The following is a 16,512-nucleotide window of genomic DNA, read 5'->3' on the forward strand; positions in this document are numbered from 1 at the left end:
TAGGCCGCGGTGGCGCAGGGGTAAATTGCTGACGCACCGTTGTTTTCCCCCGCGGGAATCCTTTAGACAGGAAGTCGGAAAAACCGGAGGGCTGCGGATGACGACTGGCGAGATCACCCCCGACGCAGAGGTCACGGGCGAAGACGCCTACGAGCTGGATCGCAAGCGGGTCGCGCAGATCCTCTTTGCCCTGGATCGGGATGACCGGGAGGCGCTGGTCGAGCTGATGGAGCCGCTGCACCCGGCCGACATCGCCGACCTTCTGGAACAGATCAACGCCTTTGACCGGGGCCGGCTGATCCGGCTCTACGACCAGGAGTTCGACGGCGACATCCTGTCGGAATTGGATGAATCCATCCGCGAGGAGGTCATTGCCGCCCTGAACCCGCAGGTTCTGGCCGATGCGGTGCGCGACCTCGACAGCGACGATGTGGTCGACCTGCTCGAAGATCTGGAAGAGCCGCAGCAGGTGGCCATCCTCGGCGCGCTCGAAGACAGCGACCGGGTGGCGATCGAACAATCGCTGGCCTATCCGGAAAACTCTGCCGGGCGATTGATGCAGCGCGAGGTGGTGACCGCGCCCGAACACTGGACCGTGGGGCAGGCCATCGACCATATGCGCGAGGCAGAAGAACTGCCCGAGCAGTTCTATCACGTGGTGATCGTGGACCCGCGCATGCATCCTGTCGGGCAGGTGACCCTGGGCCGGCTGATGAGTTCGCGCCGCACCAAACCCCTGATCGAGATCCTGGAGGAGACCTTTCAGGTCATCCCGGCGGCGCAGGACGAAGAAGACGTGGCCTATGCCTTCAACCAGTATCACCTGATCTCCGCGCCGGTGGTGGACGAGGACGGGCGGCTGGTCGGCGCTATCACCATCGACGATGCGATGGCGGTGCTGGACGAGGAACACGAGGAAGACATCCTGCGTCTGGCCGGTGTCGGCGAGGGCAGCCTCTCGGACAATGTGTCCGAGACCACCAAGCAACGCTTTCCCTGGCTTGCGGTCAATCTGGTCACCGCGATCTTTGCCTCACTGGTGATTGCGCAGTTCGAGGCAACGATCGCGCAGTTTGTGGCGCTGGCGGTGCTCATGCCCATCGTCGCCTCCATGGGCGGCAATGCCGGGACGCAATCGTTGACGGTGGCCGTGCGCGCGCTGGCGACCCGCGACCTGACCGGATCAAACGTCTGGCGGGTGATCCGGCGCGAGGTGCTGGTGGGGCTGATCAACGGCGCCATCTTTGCACTGGTGATGGGCGTCATCGGGGTGGTCTGGTTCGGCACGCCGATGCTTGGCGTGGTGATCGCTGCCGCAATGGTGATCAACCTTGTCGTCGCGGGGCTCGCGGGCACGGTGATCCCGGTTATTCTCGACCGCATCGGTGTCGACCCGGCGCTGGCCTCGGGTGCATTTGTGACCACGGTGACGGATGTTGTGGGCTTTTTCGCCTTCCTGGGCCTTGCGGGTGCGATACTGCTGTAACAGGTCGGCAGGAGCAGGACATGAGCGAGACGGATCACGACGCAGAGGAGTTGGCGGCGATCAAGGCCGCGGCGCGCAAGGCGGCTTTTGTGCGTCGCAAGGGCGCGTTTGAGGCGCAACGCCCCGGCGCGGCGGGCCATCTGGCCGAGGTGCTTGCGGGCTATCGCGGCGTGCCGCTGGCGGGATACATGGCGATCCGCACCGAGATCGACCCGGTGGCCGTCATGGCCGAGGCCGCGGCGCATGGCCCCGTGGGCGTGCCGGTCATTCAGGGCGCGGGCCTGCCGCTGGAGTTCAGCCGCTGGCAACCAGAGGGTGCGCTGCGCGATGGACCTTTTGGCGCCAAAGTCCCGGAAGTGGACGATTATTTCGACCCCGAAATCCTGATCGTGCCGCTGGTGGCCTTTGATGCGACGGGCAACCGTCTGGGCTATGGCGGCGGTTTTTACGACCGCACGCTGGAACGTTTGCGCAGCCGCCGCGCCACGCTGGCGATCGGCTTTGCCTTTGATGCGCAAGAGGCCGAAGGCCTGCCGCTGGAGCCCACCGACCAGCCGCTCGACATGATCGTGACCGAAAGCCGGGTGCTGGATTTCAAACGCGGATAGCCGCGGGACGTCATGGCACGTCGCCGGGCGCGCGCCCGGCGGTGTCCCCGCTGTCCCGTCGTTGTTCTGGTGGCTCAGAACCCCAGCTTTTCCAGCCGCCAGGCCAGCTTGCGGTGGAGCGCGGGCGGCAGCAGGTCTTGCAGCAGCTCGCGGCGGGCCACCTGACGGTCGCGCTGGTCCTTGGTGCCGGGGCGCGGTTTGAACAGCGTGGTGTGGCTCTTGCGGGTGCTGTCCCAGGTGGCGGTGTAGTAATAAAGCGCGATCGACATGCGCGGCTCGCCATCGGGATGGTTCACCGGCTCGGGGTTGCCATGCCAGCTCTCGGAGGAGGTGGAGAACATGCACATCCGGTTGAACTCCGGCACGTAACTCGCAAGTTTGCCGGACATATTCTCGTCCCAGACCTCAAAGGAGCCACCGTATTCCTCGCGCCAGTCCTTGTTGAGGTAGATCAGCATATTGACCCGGCGCTCCAGGTTCAGCCCGGCGTGGTGGTTGAAATCCGCATGGATGTCGAGATGGCCGCCATTTGCCACCACATGCACGCCGCCGCCGGCGAAATAGGGGTCGGGGATCAGACCCTTGATGCCGGTCAGTTCCTCGACGAAGGCCAGCACCGGGCGCGAGTTCAGCGCATAGAACAGCTGCCGGGTGTACATCGGCAGGCGTTCCGGCACATAGGAGGTCTTCAGCCTCTCCTGCGGGCGGTCATAGCTGTTCTCCGCCTCGGGCAGCTGTTTCAGCTCCTCGCGCACGCGCTCCAGGATCTCCGGGTTGAGGAAATTGTCATAGCCGCCATAGTGGAACGGCGCGCGCGACTGATACTGCGGCGCCAGCGCCGTGGCCGCCGCGCGGGCGTCCTTGCTGGACATCAGCAATGTGTCGGGGTCGAGGTTCAGAACGGGTGTGGTCATGGTAACTCTCTGGAAAATAACGGCGACAGGACTGGGCGAGACCTGCGTGGGGCATGGGGCAGGCTGTTGACAGGCAACATGCGCCGCAGGACGAGCTGAATGACATTTTATTAAACTTTGGTGGTTTGTGCAGGGGGCATCGGCGTTGCAGGGCGAAATAGCCGAAATAGACAGGTTTGGTGTTTCCGGCGCGGCGACAATCCGGCCCGTGTCACTCTTTCTTGCGCTCCACGCAAATGGTCCGGTCGTCGCCGCTGATCCGGGTGGCCCCGGGTGGCCCCGAGTGGCACTGGGCGACACTGGTTGGCGCTGGTGCGGCCTATGCGCCGGGCAGGCGGCTGTGCTAGCCTGACCGAGACCCGTGCCCGATGTTGCGATCACGGGGCAGGGCGCGCGAGGCGCTGGTGGTGGGGCTGGCCGGGGCGCGTGATCGCCTCAGGCAGGGCCACCGCAAATCCCGCAGGAGGGAGAACACATGCAGATCGTGAGTGCAGGTGCTGGTCCATTCCCCCGACGCCGGGCGGATTACCTGCCGGTCGCAGAGCCGGGCCCGACCGGGCGTGCCTGGCCCGTGCCGCATCGGGCGCTGCTCCTGTGGTCTGGGGGAGCACGGCCGCGATGCGCCCCTGCGCTTGTCTGAGGGCGGTAGCATGTCGGTGTTTGCAGTTCCCCCACGCGGTTCCTTCGCTGAGAGCATCTGGCAGCTGGTGCTGCCGCGGGGGGCGGTGCTGCTGGCGATCTGGGGGATGAACCAGACACTGCATCTGCCTGGCTGGCTTGCCTATCTGCTGGTCACCGGCGATGCCGCCCTGTTGCTGTTGCAGATCGCGCGCTACCATGGCGCGGCAGAGGCGCATATCCGCGATACCGGCGCCATGGCCGCAAGCTGGGCCGGCTATCTGATCTGCCTGCTGGCGCTGCTGGCGAGCGCGACGCTGTGGTGGGACATGATACTGATCGCCCACCGTCCGCCTGCAGAAGAGCGCTACGACGAAAAGATGCGCCGCGCTCGCGAGGCGCTGTACCTGCTCACGCTGGACCCGGATGGTCGCACCGTCATCTTCGAGGGCGAAATAACCTTTGGCCTCAAGGCGCGCCTGGCGCAGACGCTGGCCCAGGCCCCGGATGTGCGTGAGATCCGCCTGAGCAGTCCGGGGGGGCACGTCTACGAGGCGCGCGGGGCCGCGCAGGTGATTGCCGAGGCGGGCTTGGCGACCCGGGCGGTGGGGGAGTGCAGCTCGGCCTGCACCCTCCTCTTTATGGCGGGGGTCAGACGAGACCTGCCGGCGGGCGCGCGATTGGGGTTTCACGGTTATGGTCTGGGCGAAGCCGTGCATCTGCCCTGGTACGACATCCTCGGCGCTCAGGACAAGGATCGCGCCTATTTCATCGCACAGGGTATGCGGCCGGAGTTTGCAGCGCGGATCTTTGACATGCCGCCGGACCGGATGTGGTATCCTGACCCGGCGGACTTGCGGGCGGCGGGGGTATTGCGCCCATAGGGTCGGTCGACCGCGGAGCGGGGGGCTCCCGCCCCTTTGCAGGTGTGGCGGAGCCACCCCCGAAAGCGTTGGGCCCGGCGGCGGCCGCGCGATGCGCAGGGCGCAGCGCAACACCTCATGCCGCGCTTGCAAATCAGGTTCCCCGCTCTCGCAGGCCGGTGTCGGAACGCAAAACGGCCCCGACCAAACCGGTCGGAGCCGTCGTTGCAAGCCTAAGACCGCTCTGGCTCAGAGCTGCGCCATCACCTCGTCGGAGGCCTCAAAGTTGGTGGTGACGCGTTGCACGTCATCGTCATCTTCAAGCGCGTCGACCAGCTTCATCAGCTTCTGCATGCCTTCAAGGTCCAGCTCGGTGGTGGTGGTTGGCTTCCAGATCAGCTTGGTGCTCTCGGATTCGCCAAGCTCCCCCTCCAGCGCGGTGGAGACCTCGTTCAGATCCGTGTCGGCGCAGTAGATCACATGACCGTCCTCGGAGCTTTCGACATCTTCGGCACCAGCCTCGATCGCGGCCATCATCACGGTGTCGGCATCGCCCACCTCAGCCGGGTAGGTGACCTCGCCCTTGCGCTCGAACATGAACCCCACGGAGCCCGTCTCGCCAAGGTTGCCGCCGTTTTTGGAAAACGTCGAGCGCACGGTGGAGGCGGTGCGGTTCTTGTTGTCGGTCATGGTTTCGACGATCACCGCAACACCGTTGGGGCCGTAGCCCTCATAGCGGATCTCGTCGTAATTCTCCGCGTCACCGCCGGTGGCCTTCTTGATGGCGCGATCAATCACGTCCTTGGGCACCGAGTTCGACTTGGCTTCCTTGACAGCAAGACGCAGGCGCGGGTTTTTCTCGGGGTCCGGGTCGCCCATCTTGGCGGCGACGGTGATTTCTTTAGAAAGTTTGGAGAAGAGCTTGGACCGCGCAGCATCCTGGCGACCTTTACGGTGCTGGATGTTTGCCCATTTGGAATGGCCTGCCATGGTGCATCCTGTGTTTTGATTTCAGAAACTGGCGCTCATATAGCCCCGGAGCGCACAGGCTTTCAAGGCGGGGCTTTGGCTGCATGCCCCATTCTCCGCCCCATAAACCGTTCAAGGCTGCTCAGAGCGTATATCTTATCGGGTTGGCCTGCCCCCGTTTCTTGGGCACGCGGCGATTGAGGTACCTATTCCGCACATCATCCGGCGCAGGCTGTCCTGAGAAGGAATACCGCCCGTATCGCCCAATCTCTGGATGGTGATGCCAGGCTTTCACTTCAAAGACCTCGATCACAAAGCCCTGAAACTCCGCCAGCACATATTTGATCTGCTCGGTGCGCCATTTGGCCATGACCCAATTGCCTTTGACTGCTTCGAGAACCCCTTTGGAGTCATCAAAGCGGGTGTACTCCCGGTTGATATTGATCAGCACCGCCTGTTCCGGAAGTGATTTGAGCTCTTCGCTGACATAGCGGCGCTGGATTTCATCCGCCGTCATCAACCCACGGCTTCGCGCCCCGTGCCCGGATTGAATATTGGTGAGCCCAGCCGCTGCAAAATCCTGGTTGCGGTGGCGCAGCACATCAATCAGCACGCTCTCGATCAGCCGGGCTTCATCTTTGTTCAGGCCGTGGCGCAGGATCAGGTATTCGACGTCCTTGCCCGCACGCTTGATCTGGCCGATCATATCGAGCTTTTCACTTTGCGCATCCTTCTGGACCTGCTCCTCGATCACATGACTGTAGAGTCGATTTCCCTTGCCTTCTCCGATGTAGAATATCTTGTCGGTGCACGGGTCGATCAGCGCGTACACATAATGGCCGATCCGGTCCAAGAGTACGTTCTCGAAATAGGGAACCTGCTTAGACAATTGATTTTCCTCAAAATAGCGGTCACTCCTGTAGGCAGATAGCTCAGCCTGACTCACGCGCGCAAGATCAAAGATCGGAGCCCCGAATGACATTGGACCAGACCCTGCTTTTCAGCCTCTTCGCCGCCGTTTTTGGCCTCCTGCTCTGGGGCAGGTTTCGCTATGATCTGGTGGCGTTTGCCGCGCTGATGGTGGCGGTGGTGTTGGGGTTGGTGGAGAGCAAGGACGCCTTTGCCGGCTTTGGTCATCCGGCCACATTGGTGGTGGCACTGGTGCTTGTGGTCTCAGCAGGGCTGGTGAAATCCGGTGCGGTGCATCTGATCACGCGCACGCTGGTGGACCAAAGCCGGGCGCTTGGGGCGCATATTGCCCTGATGGGCAGCGTGGGTGCAGTGCTTTCGGCGTTTATGAATAATGTGGCGGCGCTGGCGCTGTTGATGCCGGTGGATATTCAGACCGCGCGCAAAGCGGGACGTGCGCCGGGGCAAAGCCTGATGCCCTTGTCCTTTGCCACCATCCTTGGCGGTATGGCCACGCTGATCGGCACGCCGCCCAACATCATCATCGCCACGATCCGCCATGATACATTGGGCGAGCCGTTCAAGATGTTTGACTTTGCCCCCGTCGGCCTTGCGGCGGCGGCGGCGGGTCTGGCCTTTGTGGCACTGGTGGGCTGGCGGCTGATCCCGGACCGCTCTGGCGCGGCAGGCGCAACCGAGAGCCAGCTCGCCCCCTATGTGGCGGAACTGACAGTGCCCGAAGAATCTGAGCTGATCGGCCAGCGGCTCGGCAGTCTGGATACCGAGGCCGAGAAAGCCGATGTGGCCATTCTTGGACTGATCCGAAGCGGCCAGCGCCGCTATGGTCGCGCCTCGGGCGCGCTATTGCAGGCCGGCGATACCATCGTGCTGGAGGCCACGCCCGAGGCGCTGGATGAGTTCCGCACCACCCTGAAACTCGATTTCTCGGATGCGGCGCGCGAAGAAAAGCTCAAGGCTGCAGGCGATGGGCTGGAGTTGATTGAGGTGGTGGTGCCGGAACATTCCCGCATTGCCGGCCGCAGTGCTCAGGCCGTGGGGCTGGCGTGGCGGCAAAGCGCGGTTCTGTTGGGGATTGCCCGGCAAGGTGAGCGACTGAAAAAGCACCTGCGCCAGACCGAAGTGGCCGCCGGTGACATTCTGCTGATCCTGTGCCCACGTGATCGCGGCGCAGAGGTGGCAGACTGGCTGGGCTGTCTGCCGCTCGCGGCGCGCGGCCTTTCGGTGACGGCAAATGACAAGACATGGTGGGCCATTGGTCTCTTTGCGGCGGCGGTTCTGGCGGCCTCGGTGGGCTTCCTCTATTTGCCGATTGCACTGGGGCTGGTGGCGATCGGCTATGTGTTGTTGAAAATCCTGCCGGTGGCAGAGATCTATGACCACGTGGAATGGCCGGTGGTGGTTCTCTTGGGGTCGATGATCCCGCTGGGACAGGCGCTGGAGAAATCCGGCGGCACCGAACTCTTGGCCAATGGGCTGGTGGATCTGACGGCGGGGATGCCCGCATGGGCGATCCTGACGGTGCTGATGGTGGTGACGATGACGCTGTCGGATGTGCTCAACAATACGGCCACGGCGATCGTGGCGGCCCCGGTGGGGATTTCCATGGCCAATGCGCTGGATGTCTCGCCCGATCCGTTTCTGATGGCCGTGGCCGTGGCGGCCTCGGCGGCGTTTCTGACCCCCATCGGGCATAAGAACAACACGCTTGTGTTGGGGCCGGGGGGGTACCGGTTTGGCGACTATTGGCGCATGGGGCTGCCGCTCGAGATCCTCGTGATCGCCGTGTCGATCCCCGCAATCCTGTTTTTCTGGCCGCTCTGATCAAAGCCACACAAGGAAGTTATATAAGGGAGGGGGGGGGCCCCCGCCCCCCCGCGACGCACGAAGGTGCGGCGCAACACCTCAAGCCCCCGCCGCGCAAAACCCCGCTTGTCCGCTTTCGCTCACTGCGCCCGGACTGATGTGCCCTCACGGCAGCTCTACACGCAAGGATTGCGCGGCGCGCCCCCTTGCGCCTAGGCTCAGACCCAAGGGCATTGCCAATCGGGGAGGAGCGCCATGGCCGCCGCGCAGAGAGACAACAGCGCCGATGTCATCGTGATCGGAACCGGGCTGGCGGGGCTGGTGGCTGCAAATGAGCTGGCAGACCGGGGCAAGCAGGTGATCCTGCTGGAGCAGGAGCCTGCCCATTTTCTCGGTGGTCAGGCGCATTGGAGCCTGGGCGGGCTCTTCATGATTGACACGCCCGAGCAGCGCCGCATGGGCATTCGCGACAGCCTTGATCTGGCGCGGCGGGATTGGGCGGGCAGCGCGCAGTATGATCGCCCCGAGGACGACTACCCCCGGCAATGGGCCAAAGCTTATCTGGAGTTTGCCGCCAGCGACATGCGCCCGTGGCTGCACGGTCTGGGCCTGCGCTGGTTTCCCGTGGTGGGCTGGGCCGAGCGCGGCGATGGTCGCGCCGAGGGGCATGGCAACTCGGTGCCGCGTTTTCACATCACATGGGGCACCGGACCGGGCGTCGTGGCCCCCTTTGCCCGGCGCATTGAGGCGCATATGACCGCTGGTCGCATAGATGCGCGCTTTCGCCATCAGGTCAGCCACATCATCCAGCAGGGCGGCCAGATCAAGGGCGTTTCGGGTGAGGTGCTGGCCGAGGACACCAGCCCCATCGGCGCACAAACCAACCGGCAGGAGGTGGGCGAATTCGAGGTATACGCCCCCTCGCTCATCGTGGCCTCAGGCGGCATCGGCGGCAATCTGGAGATGGTGCGCGCCAACTGGCCCACCGAACGCCTTGGCCCCGCGCCCAGCCGCATGGTCTCGGGCGTACCTGCACATGTGGACGGGCGCATGCTGAAGGTGGCGCAATCCGCAGGCGGCCATATCATCAATGGTGATCGCATGTGGCACTACTGCGAGGGGCTGAGGAACTGGGACCCGATCTGGCCCAACCATGGCATTCGCATCCTGCCCGGCCCCTCATCTCTTTGGTTTGATGCCCATGGCACCCGGCTCCCCGACCCAGCGCTGCCGGGGTTTGACACGCTGGGCACGCTGAAGGCGATCCTTGCCAGCGGCCAGGATTACAGCTGGTTCATCCTGAGCCAGAAGATCATCCAGAAGGAATTCGCCCTCTCCGGCTCGGAGCAGAACCCGGACCTCACCTCTGGCAAATGGGCCGAGGTGCTGCGCGCGCGGCTGTTGTCCGGCGGCAAGGCCCCGGCCCCGGTGGAAGCCTTCAAGAAACACAGCGCCGATTTTGTGGTGGCAGAGACCCTCTCGGATCTGGTGCGGGGCATGAATGAGATCGGCGATGTGGCTCTGGATGAGGCGCATATCCGAGCACAGATCGAGGCGCGGGATGCGCAGGTCGACAATCCCTTTGCCAAGGACCGTCAAATTCAGGCGATCCATGCGGCGCGCAACTATCGCGGCGACCGGCTCATTCGCACGGCCAAGCCGCACCGTCTGCTGGACCGCACCAACGGGCCGCTGATTGCGGTGCGGCTCAGTATCCTCACCCGCAAAACATTGGGCGGTTTGCACACCACGCTGGACAGCCAGATGATCGGCGCAGACGGCGCACCACTGCCCGGCCTGTTTGCGGTGGGCGAAGCGGCGGGGTTTGGGGGCGGCGGCTATCACGGCTACAACGCGCTGGAGGGCACATTTCTGGGCGGCTGCCTGTTTTCCGGCCGGCAAGCCGGACGCTCGGATCAGATCGCCTGACCGATGCCAGAGATGATGGCACACCCGTTGAGCGCATCTTTGGCTGGCGCCATGCCCCTGTGATGCGATTCATCAATTCCGATGTCCCTACACCCGGAACCCATCTATTTTTACGCCCAAACAGACCCTTACGCGGAGTTTTCAAACTTTGCTCCCTATGGTGTGGCGTTTGACGGCACATGGTGGCGCACGGTGGAGCATTGCTTTCAGGCGATGAAGTTTCATGACGCCGACCACCGCGAACGCATTCGGCGCTGCCATAAGCCAAAGGCGGCCAAAGCCCTTGGCATGACACGCGCCATACCGCTGCGGACGGATTGGGAAGAGGTCAAGGACGACATCATGCTTACCGCTGTCAGGTGCAAATTCCAGACCCACGCGGCACTCCGGCAGCTCCTTCTGAGCACCGGGGAGGCACAACTGGTCGAGAATGCGCCGATGGATGCCTACTGGGGCTGCGGCCCGGATGGGCGCGGCCTCAACAAGCTGGGTCAGATCCTGATGACGGTTCGACGCGAGCTGTCAGGCAACGCGGGCGTCGGCAACTCCTGACCGAAGCGCAGAGCGGGTCAGGAAGCACCCCTCCTGACCACATGTCTTAGCCGCTGGTTTCCACAAGGCTGTCGTCTTCGACCTCGCGGCTATAGCGCAACAGCTCGCTGCCGTCGCTGTCCAGCAGGATCAGGGCGTCGGGCTCCATTTGGTAGCGCGTCACCTGTGCAAGGAGCGACAGCACCTTTTCCTCCTGCTCCGCCAGTCCCTCGGGGCAGGCCATCATGGTGCCGGCGATCTTGTCGGGGAAGGTGATCTCTTCGCCCTCGATCTCGACGTCACCCATAAAACGGTTACATCCGGCGCTGGTGCCAAAGCGGCCGTTTTCGTCAAAGCTCAGGTCAAGGCCACGCCCCTCCAGCGGGGTCTCGCCCTCGATCTGGCTCAGGGTCCACTCGGTCTCGGCCAAGGGTGGTTTTGCAGGCTCCGTGGCACGGGTCTGCGCGCTCATCACGATGGCGGAGGCGGCGACCAATACGGCGGCGATAAATGCTCTTCGGGTTGTTTGCATGGGTCCCATTCCCAATCGTGTCTGTCTCGAAAGACAAACGTGGGAAGCGGCAGGGGCCGTCGCAAGGGGACCTGCACAACATGCGGTCAGGATGCGCGAAAAGACGCGCATCCCGGTGGTCAGGTGCCTAGAGCGGCCACAGCAGCGGAATGACCGCCGAGGCCAGCACTCCCATCGAGAGATTGAGCGGAATGCCCACCCGCAGGAAGTCCGAGAACTTGTAGCCGCCGGGGCCATAGACCAGCATATTGGTCTGGTAGCCAATGGGCGTGGCAAAGGAGGCCGAGGCCGCCACCATCACCGCAATCACCAGCGGGCGCGGATCAAGCCCCATCGCCTGAGCCAGCCCCACCGCAATCGGCGTGACCACCACGGCCACCGCGTTGTTTGAGACGAGTTCCGTCAGCACCGAGGTCAGCAGATAGACCGCCCAGACAAGGAAGAACGGCGGCAGGTCTGCGAGCACCGGCGAAATGCCACTGACGATGAGTTTGACCGCGCCGGAGCTTTCAAGTGCGGCCCCGATGGCCAGCATGGAGAAGATCAGCGCCAGCAAACGCCCGTCGATAAAGGAAAACGCCTCATCCGCGTCGATACAGCGGGTTGCCAGCACCAGCGCCACCGCAAGGATCGACAGCATCAGGATCGGTGCCAGGCCAAAGGCCGCGCCGATGACGATCCCGACCATTGCGGCCACCGCCACCGGCGCATGGCTGCGCCGATAGGCGCGCTGCGTGGGCTGGGAGACATCGGCCATGTCCATCTCGGCGGCAAGGCGCTGGATGTCGCCGGGCGCGCCCTCCAGAAGCAAGGTGTCGCCCACACGCACCACCAGATCGTCGAGCTGCACGCCGATGTTCTGATTGCGCCGGTGCACCGCCAGCACATAGACGCCGTAGCGGCGGCGCAGACGCATGGCGCCGAGGCTGCGGCCCACCATGCGGCAGCCCGGCGTGATCAGCACCTCGACCGTTTTGGTCTCCACGGCGGAGACCTGATCGACGCGCTTCAGTTCCTTGTTGCGTTGCAGGCTCAGAAGCTCGGTCATCTTGGTGCGCAGAACCACGCGGTCGCCCACCTGAAGCTCCACCCCTTCGAGGTTGCGGCGCAGGGAGTCATCGCCCCGGATCACATCGATCAGCCGCACGCCGGGGCGTTTGAACAGCTGCACGCCGGTGACTTCGCGCCCGATCAGGTTGCTGTCGGGGGGGATCACGGCCTCGGTGAAAAATTTCATCCTGGAGCGGTCGGAGAGCATCGAGGCCATGCTGTCGCGTTCCGGCAGCAGACGCGGGGCGATGAAACGCAAGTAGATCAGGCCCCATGCGACCACCACGATGCCCAGGGGTGTGACCTCGAAGATCGAGAAGGGCTTCAGGCCCTGCGCGCGGGCCACACCATCGACGAGCAGGTTGGTTGAGGTGCCGATCAGGGTGAGCGTGCCGCCCAGCACCGCCGCATAAGACAGCGGAATCAGCATCTTGGAGGGCGAGACATTGAGCGTGCGCGCGATCTGGATAAAGACCGGGATCATCACCACCACCACCGGCGTGTTGGACACAAACGCCGAGGCGATCACCACAAAGCCCATCAGGAGCGCGATCGCCATCTTCGGGCTGACCTCGGCCTTCTTGCGTGCGACCGAGGTGAAGGCATCCAGCGCGCCGGTGCGCACCAAGGCCCCCATGATCAGGAACATCGCCGCGATGGTCCAGGGCGCGGGGTTTGCCAGCACCGGCAGCGCCTGGTCATAGGGCAGCACGCCGGTCACCAGCATCAGGGAGACGCCGCAGAGGGCCACCACTTCGGTCGGGTAGGTTTCGCGCAGAAAGGCCACGAACATGCCAAGGACGATCAGCAGCGCCAGAATTGCGCTTGAGGTGTCACCCGATTGAAAGAGAAACATAGAGATCCAGTATGCCAGGGTTGCGCCCGCCGCACTCCGGGGCGGGGCTTCAGCCGACGGGCAGTTTCACCGATCCTGTGGCGCGCAGCAAGCGATTGTCGCAGCAAAAAATCAGTGACTGCGGCAGGATCTGCGCCTCTGCCACCGCTGCGGGGACGACATCCGGACGCCGCCGGTACCGCGGCGGTCGCCCGCCGCCCAATGCTGCGGTCGTCGGGCGTCCGATGTCGCGTGATGACAGACCGGAACACAGGCCGGGGGCGCTCCCGCCCGTCGTCATGCTTTTTGACAAAAGCCCTCCTCCCGTTGGGCCGGGCACCGCACGCTTGCGTGCGGTGCCCGGCCCAACCGCGGCCGTTTCTCTGGCGCAGGCCAGAGCAGCGTGCCGTGGGCGGGAGCGCCCCCGTCTTGTGGTGCGACCGACCGTTAGGTCGTATCTCTGCGGCTGTGCACCAGGACCGTCGCCACCGGGAAAACGCCCGTGCTTCGTGACCGGCGCTCCATGCCTACCGATCATCCGGCGGTCAGCCTGCGCGTGTGTCGGGAACCAAGAGGGTGGAGAGGTTTTAGCGTCGGCGGGGAAATGGGAATGAGATCGCGCGGAGCTGGCAGGGTCGAGAGCCGCGAGAGGCGTTTGGTCCCGATGCTCGGGCGCTGTCAGTGCTGACGTCGACGCGCCGAAGGCCTGTGTGAGGCAGGAGCTCTCCCGCTTGCGGGAGCCGCGCGCGGAGAGCCAACCGGGAACGAAGCGATGCTACGCCTGTCGTTCAATGCGGCACAGGCCGGGTTTGCTCCCGGCTGGGCGGCGTTCGAGCCTGAGGGCAAACGGTGCGGGTGCGGGGGTCAGGGGGCGGCCTGTTGCAGGAGGCCGCCCTGGCGCACCATCTCGATGCGTTTGGCGGCCCCGGTGCGATCATCGGTTTCGACATAGACGCCGGACAGCGTCGCTGCCCCGGAGGCTGGGGTAAACCGCCCCTTGGGCATGCCGGTCAGGAACCGGCGCATCGGCTCGGCCTTGTCCATGCCGATCACCGAATTGTAGTCGCCGCACATGCCGGCATCACTCAGATAGGCGGTGCCGCCCTCGAGGATCTGGGCATCTCCCGTCGGCACATGGGTATGGGTGCCCACCACCAGCGAGGCCCTGCCATTGCAGAAATGACCCATCGCCATCTTCTCCGACGTGGCTTCGCAATGTATGTCGACAATGATCGCCTGCGCCAGACCACCGCGCGGGTGCGATTTCAGCACGCTTTCGACAGCGCCAAACGGGTCGTCAAAGGCGCGTTTCATGAACACCTGTCCCAGCACCTGCGTCACCAGCACCTTCTGGCCGCCACGGGCGGTGAACAGCCGGTGCCCGCGTCCGGGCGCGCCCTTGGCAAAGTTCAGTGGCCGCACGATGCGGCTGTCCTGTTCGATGTATTGCAGCATGTCTTTCTGATCGAAAGCATGATCGCCCAGGGTCACGCAATCGGCCCCGGCATCAAACAGGATCTTGGCATGATCGCCCGACAGCCCCATGCCGTTGGAGGCGTTTTCGCCGTTCACCACGACAAAATCGAGCCGCCAGTCCGCGCGCAGACGCGGCAGGGTTTCGGTAATCGCCGCACGTCCCGCGCGGCCCATGACATCGCCAAGAAACAGAATTCGCATGCCCCCCGGAATAGGCGCAGTGGCGGGCGGCGGCAAGGGGCAAAGCTGTGGGTCCTGCGGCGCAGATCGGGGCGCGGGACCTCAGCCGCGCCCGCCTCAGCCGTCTTGTCCCAATGCAGCCCCCGCCGCCCGGCGCACCGCAAGGGTGATCTCGCGCAGGGCCGGGGCCATGATCCGGCTCACCTGCCAATACAGCAGCGTATCCAGCCGGCTGCCGGGCACCAGCTCCACCAGATCACCGCGCGCCAGATAGGGGCGTGCCAGCACTTCCGGGTTCATCCCCCAGCCCAGCCCGGCGGCGGCCGCATCCAGAAACGCCTGCGTGGACGACAGGTAATGCGCGGGCGGTATGATCGCCGCCGCCACATGCGTCTCCAGCCAGCGATGCTGCAAGCGGTCCTTGGCGTTGAAGATCATGCAGGGCGCATGGCGGGCCGCCTCTGCCGTCAGCCCGTCCGGGAACCAGCGTGCCACATAGGCGGGGCTGGCGGTGGCCACATACGACAGCCGCCCCAGGGCATGCACATCGCAGCCGCTCACCGGCTGCGCCTCTGCCGTGACCGCCGCCGACACCGCGCCGCGCCGCAGCCAGTCGGTGCTGTGGTCCTGATCGTCGATCACCAGATCAAACAGCACCCCTTCGGCGGCGACCATTGCCTGCACAAACCATGTGGCGAGGCTGTCGGCGTTGACCGCAACCTTCAGCCGTGCCGGTTTGTCGGTGGTCTCCAAGGACAGATCCCGGCCCAGGTGGCGCTCCAGCAGGGCGACATCCTCGGCATGTTTGGCGATGCGCAGCCCTGTTTCGGTGCCGGTGCAGGGGCTGGTGCGGTTCACCAGCGGCGTGCCGACCCGATCCTCCAGCGCCTTGATCCGCTGCGAGATCGCCGAGGGCGTCACGCCAAGCGCCGCCGCCGCCGCATCAAAGCTGCCGAGTTGCAGCACCGCCGAGAGAGCGGCGAGGTGAGGGGGATCGAAGTTCATTAGCTGTGCTTAATTGAGGTGAGTATCTTTAATTGGATTACGCCAACACCAGCGGTTAGTCAAAGGCAACCGCCCCCGGGCGTTGCGCATTGACACAAAAGGACAAAGCCACATGCAGCCCATGACGATGACCCCGGACATGCTGCCGACCCTGATGGCAGGCTTTGGCCTTGGCTTTAGCCTGATCCTGGCGATCGGGGCGCAGAACGCCTTTGTGCTGCGCCAGGGCATCCGGGGCCAGCATGTGCTGCCCATCGTGTTGACCTGCGCGTTTTCGGACGCGTTGCTGATTACCGCCGGGGTGGCGGGGTTTGGCACGCTAACTGCCGCGGTGCCGTGGTTTGAAACCGCGATGCGCCTTGGCGGCGTCCTGTTTCTGACATGGTACGGGCTGCGCGCGCTCCGGGCGGCGTGGACGGGGGGCGCAGCACTCAGGACCGAAGGGCAGGGCGTGCAGACCGCGCTCTGGCCTGCGGTGCTGACCTGTCTGGCGTTTACCTGGCTCAACCCGCATGTCTATCTCGATACGGTGGTGCTGCTGGGGGCGATCTCGGCGCAATACACACCGGCATGGATCTTTGGCCTTGGCGCGGTCACGGCCTCCTTCGTGTTCTTCTTCACGCTGGGCTATGGCGCGCGGCTCTTGGCGCCTGTGTTTGCGCGGCCCCGGGCATGGCAGGTGCTGGACGCGCTGATCGGCGTGGTGATGCTGGCGCTGGCGTTGAAACTCGCCCTGATGTGAGCGGGCGCGCAGCGTCTGTGCAAAACCAGCAGGCTGTCAGA

The 16,512-nt window shown here is 64.4% G+C and carries 14 protein-coding genes; 7 read left to right on the top strand and 7 right to left on the bottom strand.

All coding sequences use genetic code 11. The features are described from left to right. The first annotated feature begins 97 nt into the window (after positions 1–97). Both mgtE and MHM97_RS06750 read left to right on the top strand, forming a co-directional pair. Positions 98–1,486, top strand: coding sequence for a magnesium transporter (mgtE, locus tag MHM97_RS06745; RefSeq protein ID WP_239321049.1), 1,389 nt, complete (start codon positions 98–100; stop codon positions 1,484–1,486). 20 nt (positions 1,487–1,506) lie between these two features. After that, complete coding sequence (locus MHM97_RS06750; RefSeq protein ID WP_239321052.1) at positions 1,507–2,094, top strand: 5-formyltetrahydrofolate cyclo-ligase; 588 nt, start codon at positions 1,507–1,509, stop codon at positions 2,092–2,094. Between the two features lie 74 nt (positions 2,095–2,168). Here the strand turns inward: MHM97_RS06750 and MHM97_RS06755 are convergent, their stop codons facing one another. Beyond that, entirely contained in the window at positions 2,169–3,008 is an 840-nt protein-coding gene (locus MHM97_RS06755) for a 2OG-Fe(II) oxygenase (protein ID WP_239321055.1), read from the bottom strand. 650 nt (positions 3,009–3,658) lie between these two features. On the opposite strand from MHM97_RS06755, the gene MHM97_RS06760 reads away from it, so the two are divergent. Continuing rightward, entirely contained in the window at positions 3,659–4,510 is an 852-nt protein-coding gene (locus tag MHM97_RS06760; protein ID WP_239321058.1) for a hypothetical protein, read from the top strand. Between the two features lie 228 nt (positions 4,511–4,738). On the opposite strand, the gene MHM97_RS06765 is transcribed toward MHM97_RS06760, so the two are convergent. Then, positions 4,739–5,479 (bottom strand): YebC/PmpR family DNA-binding transcriptional regulator, encoded by a 741-nt coding sequence (locus MHM97_RS06765; protein WP_239321061.1) that lies wholly within the window; start codon positions 5,477–5,479, stop codon positions 4,739–4,741. A gap of 121 nt (positions 5,480–5,600) precedes the next feature. Beyond that, positions 5,601–6,440: an LEM-3-like GIY-YIG domain-containing protein gene (locus tag MHM97_RS06770; RefSeq protein ID WP_239321064.1), complete on the bottom strand. Its 840-nt coding sequence runs from the start codon at positions 6,438–6,440 to the stop codon at positions 5,601–5,603. On the opposite strand from MHM97_RS06770, the gene MHM97_RS06775 reads away from it, so the two are divergent. The 3 genes from MHM97_RS06775 to MHM97_RS06785 all read left to right on the top strand — a co-directional run bounded on the left by MHM97_RS06775 (position 6,434) and on the right by MHM97_RS06785 (position 10,672). Continuing rightward, the gene (locus tag MHM97_RS06775; protein WP_239321067.1) at positions 6,434–8,209 is read left to right on the top strand and encodes an SLC13 family permease; all 1,776 of its coding nucleotides are present in this window, start codon (positions 6,434–6,436) and stop codon (positions 8,207–8,209) included. The two genes, MHM97_RS06770 and MHM97_RS06775, sit on opposite strands and share 7 nt — an antisense overlap. A gap of 237 nt (positions 8,210–8,446) precedes the next feature. Beyond that, positions 8,447–10,120, top strand: a complete 1,674-nt coding sequence (locus tag MHM97_RS06780) for an FAD-binding dehydrogenase (RefSeq protein ID WP_239321070.1) — start codon at positions 8,447–8,449, stop codon at positions 10,118–10,120. A gap of 81 nt (positions 10,121–10,201) precedes the next feature. Beyond that, on the top strand, positions 10,202–10,672 hold the full coding sequence (locus MHM97_RS06785) for an NADAR family protein (RefSeq protein ID WP_239321072.1): 471 nt from the start codon (positions 10,202–10,204) through the stop codon (positions 10,670–10,672). A gap of 46 nt (positions 10,673–10,718) precedes the next feature. Here MHM97_RS06785 and MHM97_RS06790 read toward each other — a convergent pair whose 3' ends face one another. The 4 genes from MHM97_RS06790 to MHM97_RS06805 all read right to left on the bottom strand — a co-directional run bounded on the left by MHM97_RS06790 (position 10,719) and on the right by MHM97_RS06805 (position 15,729). After that, on the bottom strand, positions 10,719–11,183 hold the full coding sequence (locus MHM97_RS06790) for an META domain-containing protein (RefSeq protein WP_239321075.1): 465 nt from the start codon (positions 11,181–11,183) through the stop codon (positions 10,719–10,721). Between the two features lie 127 nt (positions 11,184–11,310). Continuing rightward, positions 11,311–13,089 carry an SLC13 family permease gene (locus tag MHM97_RS06795; RefSeq protein WP_239321078.1) on the bottom strand — a complete coding sequence of 593 codons (1,779 nt, stop codon included), beginning with the start codon at positions 13,087–13,089 and terminating at the stop codon, positions 11,311–11,313. An 843-nt stretch (positions 13,090–13,932) separates the two neighbouring features. Then, complete coding sequence (locus MHM97_RS06800; protein WP_239321080.1) at positions 13,933–14,745, bottom strand: TIGR00282 family metallophosphoesterase; 813 nt, start codon at positions 14,743–14,745, stop codon at positions 13,933–13,935. A gap of 96 nt (positions 14,746–14,841) precedes the next feature. Then, the gene (locus tag MHM97_RS06805) at positions 14,842–15,729 is read right to left on the bottom strand and encodes a LysR family transcriptional regulator ArgP (RefSeq protein ID WP_239321083.1); all 888 of its coding nucleotides are present in this window, start codon (positions 15,727–15,729) and stop codon (positions 14,842–14,844) included. A gap of 112 nt (positions 15,730–15,841) precedes the next feature. On the opposite strand from MHM97_RS06805, the gene MHM97_RS06810 reads away from it, so the two are divergent. Further along, a complete protein-coding gene (locus MHM97_RS06810) occupies positions 15,842–16,471 on the top strand; it encodes a LysE/ArgO family amino acid transporter (RefSeq protein ID WP_239321086.1) in 630 nt (209 codons plus the stop codon). The last annotated feature ends 41 nt before the right edge of the window (positions 16,472–16,512 follow it).

Source organism: Epibacterium sp. Ofav1-8, from assembly GCF_022348185.1.
In the GTDB taxonomy this organism is placed as follows: domain Bacteria; phylum Pseudomonadota; class Alphaproteobacteria; order Rhodobacterales; family Rhodobacteraceae; genus Epibacterium.